Source organism: Actinomycetota bacterium, from assembly GCA_013152275.1.
Lineage (GTDB): Bacteria > Actinomycetota > Acidimicrobiia > Spongiisociales > UBA4744 > BMS3Bbin01.
In genome coordinates this window covers 1-5495 of the sequence record JAADGS010000024.1, presented here as the reverse complement: position 1 = coordinate 5495, position 5495 = coordinate 1, and the positions used below count along the sequence as shown (strand labels likewise).

At 59.6% G+C, this 5495-nt stretch carries 4 protein-coding genes; 2 read left to right on the top strand and 2 right to left on the bottom strand.

From position 1 onward, the window contains the following. Positions 1 to 150 precede the first annotated feature (150 nt). On the top strand, positions 151 to 399 hold the full coding sequence (locus GXP34_02740; GenBank protein ID NOY54880.1) for a hypothetical protein: 249 nt from the start codon (positions 151 to 153) through the stop codon (positions 397 to 399). A 1140-nt stretch (positions 400 to 1539) separates the two neighbouring features. Here GXP34_02740 and GXP34_02735 read toward each other — a convergent pair. Continuing rightward, positions 1540 to 2559, bottom strand: a complete 1020-nt coding sequence (locus GXP34_02735; protein ID NOY54879.1) for a hypothetical protein — start codon at positions 2557 to 2559, stop codon at positions 1540 to 1542. A gap of 769 nt (positions 2560 to 3328) precedes the next feature. Between GXP34_02735 and GXP34_02730 the strand changes: the two genes are divergently transcribed. Further along, positions 3329 to 3940 carry a tyrosine-type recombinase/integrase gene (locus GXP34_02730; protein NOY54878.1) on the top strand — a complete coding sequence of 204 codons (612 nt, stop codon included), beginning with the start codon at positions 3329 to 3331 and terminating at the stop codon, positions 3938 to 3940. 588 nt (positions 3941 to 4528) lie between these two features. Here GXP34_02730 and GXP34_02725 read toward each other — a convergent pair. Continuing rightward, positions 4529 to 5494, bottom strand: coding sequence for a YafY family transcriptional regulator (locus GXP34_02725; protein ID NOY54877.1), 966 nt, complete (start codon positions 5492 to 5494; stop codon positions 4529 to 4531). Position 5495: the final 1 nt, after the last annotated feature.

Sequence of the window (5495 nt, the reverse complement as noted above, 5' to 3'; positions counted from 1 at the left end):
CCGACCTGCTGGGACTCCTCACCCAGATGGGATTCGGGACGCTCTTCGGCTACACCATCGCCGCCGGACTCTTCAAGAAACAGACACCACCACCAGCCCGCCAGGATGTCGCCTGAGCTCAGCGAGGACCGGCTGGCTGACCTTCGATTGGTGCCGGGCCGAGATGCCCGCTGGCGCAAACCTATGTTGGGGGTTGGGAATCACACTGCGGGCATCTCGGATCTACGCAACCACGATCGGACCAACGCTGCCGCGCACACGATCAGCGCGGGATGGCACGACTACGAGGTACGCACCCGGCGGTACATCACTCCAGGCATCGGAGACGTCCCCCTCCAGGCGCTCACCCCAACTGACGTCAAGGCCTTCCAGACCTGGGTCCAAGAAGACAACTCGTAACAAGGAGGCCGACGACCAACACCCGAGCGAAGAAATACAAAAGCTCGGAAACATATAGTTCCCGGGCCCTTGATTTCGTAGCGGGGGCGGGACTTGAACCTAGAACGGCCACCCGAGTGAGCGCCGAACCTGTCGACGAATTCCAAAACAGACACGGCCATCAAAAGACACAACAGAACGAGGTAGAGACATCGAGGCCCGATAGGGACTCGACAGGAACGAAGAGACCCGTCTCACTGGACCGCGGACGCAGCAATCAAACCGCAACCCTCGAGCTATGAGGCTGTTCTGGCGATTCAGCCATACACGGTCTTCGTGGTGAAATGCCGGACATACCAAGGGTTTCAACCTGCCACTGTTTCGTACACATTCGCACCGTTTCGTGTTGTCTCGCGGACCACCCGCAGAATCGGAACGCACCACACCCTGGCGTTGCACCAGTGCAGGATCATCGCCCGTGTAGTTGACCGGCTCGAACCTGTGTGGGGAGCCTGGGAGACACCGTCATCGAGAACGCTCAGCAGGTCAGCAACGTCGTTTGCTTTGGCTTTCCCCGCACGGAGATGCGTGGCGAGGACTCCACCGGTTGAATCATCAAACCAGGACAACGGATGGAACCCAAACCCTTTCTTGAAATGCGGTCAACACCTACCCCCAGTCATTGACCTGTACCCCGGGATCGGCCCAACCCACTTCTCGTGAGAGCGTCTCACCGACCCCGAGGTGGTCAGCACACATGCCCAAAGCATGCAACCCGATATGACCCACCACCCGAGTTCCACCCGATTCCACGGTCACGTTGTGTGTACTGTTAGGTTCGTCTCGGAGATGCCCTTCTGTTTTGGAAACCAATATCTTCACAACCTCAGTATTCCTTACCAGGAGGGCGTTTTCGCGCACCTCGACACCTCAACCACCCAACCCCGGTGACGAATCGGGACTAGTAGCTTGCAGCGTCTGGGCGGTACCTTTGGCGCTGGATATCAAAGTTGACACGATAGAGGCAAAGAACCAAGAGACGACCCCCACTGCTCCATCCGTGTCTGCAACCAAGTACTGACGGCATCGTGGGCTTCACACTATCGAAGACGCTAGAACATGCAGTAACAACCTGGCTGATTGAAATACGTCGATGCACTACTATCGCTCATTGTCCAACCGGAACCGTTCCAGGTCCTTCAGGTTCTCAACAACAAACGCTTGCTCGGCCTCGACGTACACCTGCTGTCGTACGGTTTGGACTCTCTCGTTGCATCCGAACACGACGATAGCCACTGCGACTTCCGCGGCAGCGACCTCTGCGACCGCAGCCGCATACTCACCCTGAGGATCGCTCACAACCTCGCCGATTTCGAAAGCAGAGCCACCTTCGACAAGTTGGATGTCAGAGACCGCGCCGGTGCTCTCAAGAAGACTGAAGATGTAGGTAGTGACAGCAGTTTGGCTCTGGAACTCATAGCCGCCTTCCGCCATACATGCAGGCCATTGTTCCCGTGCGGAGACGATTCGAGGGTCGAACTCTAGGCCCTTAGTGGCATCATCCATCGCTCCGCCGAACTTGCTGTTGAAGCGCGAAAGCACGGTCTCAACGCTGAAGGCGTCGTACTCGCAGCCGGAAAACTCAAAAGCGTCCACGGCTGCGTCTATCTCATCCTGGGTCATGTTGCTAAAGTCGATGTCGAGTTCTGGGCCGTACAGGGTGGCCTCGTATCTGTTGCGCTCCGACTCTCCCATGGCCTGTACAATCTCATCATTCGGATCGTGTTCGCCGGACAAATCGTTTTCATCGCCTTGACCGATGGAGCCGTTTCGCTGTAGGTCGGCGAGAACTGCTGTCGAGATGCCAAATCCATACTGGGCAGCGTATTCACGTTCGGCTTCCAAGTTGGTAGCATCGTCGTCACGAAGTACTTGGACCACAGGAATGTACACGAATCCCTGTTCGGCCATGCAATCCGAAATCGCCTGCTGCTGTGCCTGTTCGCGAGCGTTCTCAATAGCTATTTGTTCCCCAGAGCCGAACTCTTCGACACCAGGGATGAAGTCAAATATCCGTAGACCGTCTGCTGAGTCGGATGGTGAAACATCCGCAACCGTCGGATTGGTGCACGCAGCTACTACGAATACGAATGCGGCGAGTGCCGCCACTATCCGCGTCAAGCGAATGCCGCCACTTTCCGCATCAAGCGAACTTCGACGCCCGGTCTGCGGTTCTCAATTTGTTGGCAATCCGTGGAGATTGTGACCCGTACCGGCGGGAAAGGAGCCTGAGCGTCCGTACTCATGCGCTGTGCAGCCCGCGTACGACCCGCCACCAAGATAGAAATAGCTCATATCCCTGTACGCAACCCTGGACACATACCCGTCGTCATCTGTGCCGTGGTGTATACGCTTGCCAGAAAAATTGAGGCAACCGCCGGACCATGCCAGCGCCTTTGTCCAGAGATAGATGCCCACATATCCACTACATTCGGTACCTCGCGAGTCGGTCGCTCCCCACATCCGACCAGATTCCGGCGAATAGCTGTTGTACACCTTCACGGCCTTCGAGTCGAACGGACAGCTCGCGGTACCCGCAGACGCCGCGGGGGCGTTCGCCACCACCAACATTGACACAACAGTCAACAAGGCGAGTATCAAAGCAATTCGCTGTCCGCTTCTTGAGGTTGTTGTCACAATGTCTCCCACATCGTCTCCCACATCGGCTGTACTGACTGCGAAACACAGTAGCAGAACGACTCACCGCGGCGTGGTGATTGAGGGGCTGGGGTGCCATCGCCATCATCAAGGATGACGCCCCCGAAGAACACAGCTACCCCCGATCATTCACGGGGCGTTGCGATGAGTCTGTGGGTGGGTTCGGTTGCGGCTCTGGTCGGCCCGCCTCCGAGATATCAGGGCGATCCAAATCGAGCAATGGATATTGGCGATGCACGATGAGGGTCTCTCGGCATCTCGCATCCATCAGGCACACAGCCTCATATCGAGCACTCTCGGTGCAGCCGTTCGTAGCCAGATGATCCAAGCCAACCCAGCTGAAGGCATCTCGCTGCCAAGACGAATGCGCAACCCGATGCTGTTCCTCTCCCCCGTCGGAGTCGAACGTCTTGCCAACGAGATTCCCAAGGAACACCAGACAATTATCTGGACACTTGCCTACACAGGCATCCGGGAAGGCGAGGCAACCGCACTGCGAAGGGAACGAGTGAATCCTCCGCTGCACGAACTCGTCATCCCCGATTCCGCCACTGACGTCCACGGTCGAAAGGTCTTCACATCGACGAAGAACTATGAGACTCGAACCGTGGCCCTGCCCAACTCCCTATTCGAGATGTTCGGCGACCACCTCAGCGCAGCCGTTCCACCAGAACCCGATGCTCTCGTATTCACGTCAACAGTCGGCGGACCGATCGACTGGCCCAACTTTCGCAGAAGAGTCTGGAAAGCAGCCATCCTTCGAGTGGAACTCGATCCTGCTTTGCGTATCCATGATCTGCGGCACACAGCGGCATCAATCCGTAGCTCAAGACTGCCAAGCTGAAGTCGTACAGGAGCACCTCGGACACAAATCCATCATGATCACAACGGACCGGTACGGACATCTGTATCCCGAGGATCGATCAAAGGTGTCAGATGCCCTCGACGCCGTATTCGCCCGCCCGCGCTGGGGCGACGGCCTAGCACCGCTTTAGTGTCTAGTGCGGGCCGGATGCAGACCAAACGCCGTGAACATGTACTCCCAATGCGAAAAAACCCTCGGGAATGTAGGTGTCCCAAGGGTTTTCTTCGTAGCGGGGGCGGGATCTCTACCCAAAACAGTCACACAACAGCCCACCGAACTCGTCACAGACTCCACACCAGATACGCGACATTTTCGGACCCGAAGCGAGTAGCGGTTTCAAGGCCGGAACGGACTCGAAACCAGCGAAGAGACCCGTCTCACTGGGCCGCGGACGCAGCAATCAAACCGCGACCTTCGGGTTATGCGCCCGACGAGCTACCAGACTGCTCGGCGCCGTCATGGCGTAGCCCGGCCTCACGAATCACTGCCAACGCGTCGCGGACCTGCTCCGTCGTCGAGCTGCGACGATCTGGTCGGCACGTCATGCCACGCCACGATTGCCTCGCATCACCGCTGGTTGAGGCGACCGATCAGCGCGTCCACTTCGTCGGCAACCGCGCGGGGTTCGACGACTCGAACCGACGCACCAAGCGCCAGTCGGACCACCGCCATGACGAGGGAATCGAGTTTGTCGGATCGGAGTCGAATCGTGCACGAGTCGGCTCCGGTGTCGACGGGCGTGTGGTCGACCCATGACAATGCCTCAGCGACCTGTTCGTAGGGGGTGCTCACGGCCACAAGCGTCTCGAGTTCGCGAGGTATCGAGGCGATCGACGCCGCGACGAACGCGGCACCGTCGCCGCCGGGGATGTTGCGCGGAGCGAAACGCACGCCCGCCAGTTGCGCGCTGCTGAGCCGGTCGAGGCGGAACGTGCGCCAATCGGTGCGACGAAGATCCCATGCGACGAGGTACCAGCGGCGGCCGGCCGTGACCAACTGGTGCGGTTCGACCAAACGACGGCTGCCGTCGCCGTCGCGGCGCTGATAGTCGAAGCGGACTTCTTCGTGGTCCCGACACGCCGAGGCGAGCACGCTGAGTGCGTCGGGGTCGACGACCCCGTCGTCGCCGTGCGGCCATCGCAGCGACACGACGCTGGCGTGGAGCGCGGAGACGCGACGTCGTAGGCGGTCGGGAAGCAGCTGTTCGATCTTGGCGAGTGCCCGCACCGACGTGTCCTCGATGCCGCCGATCGCTGCACCCGCGGCCGCGCGTAATCCGACTGCTACGGCCACGGCTTCGTCGTCGTCGAGCACGAGTGGCGGCAGGTGCGCTCCGGCCGCGAGTCGGTATCCGCCGTCGCGGCCAGGCGTGGCGTCGACCGGGTAGCCCAGGTCGCGCAGTCGGTCGACGTCACGGCGAATCGTTCGCTCGGTGACCTCCAGGCGCTCGGCGAGTTCGGCACCGCGCCACAGCCGGTGGGTCTGCAGCAGGGAGAGGAGTTGCAGCGCCCGCTGGGTCGGATCGTTTCGCATG

What these genes read in the sequence shown, in the direction of transcription:
- GXP34_02730 (NOY54878.1), top strand. Translation starts at nt 3,329, where the DNA reads ATGCACGATGAGGGTCTCTCGGCATCTCGCATCCATCAGGCACACAGC.
- GXP34_02725 (NOY54877.1), bottom strand. Translation starts at nt 5,494, where the DNA reads ATGCGAAACGATCCGACCCAGCGGGCGCTGCAACTCCTCTCCCTGCTG.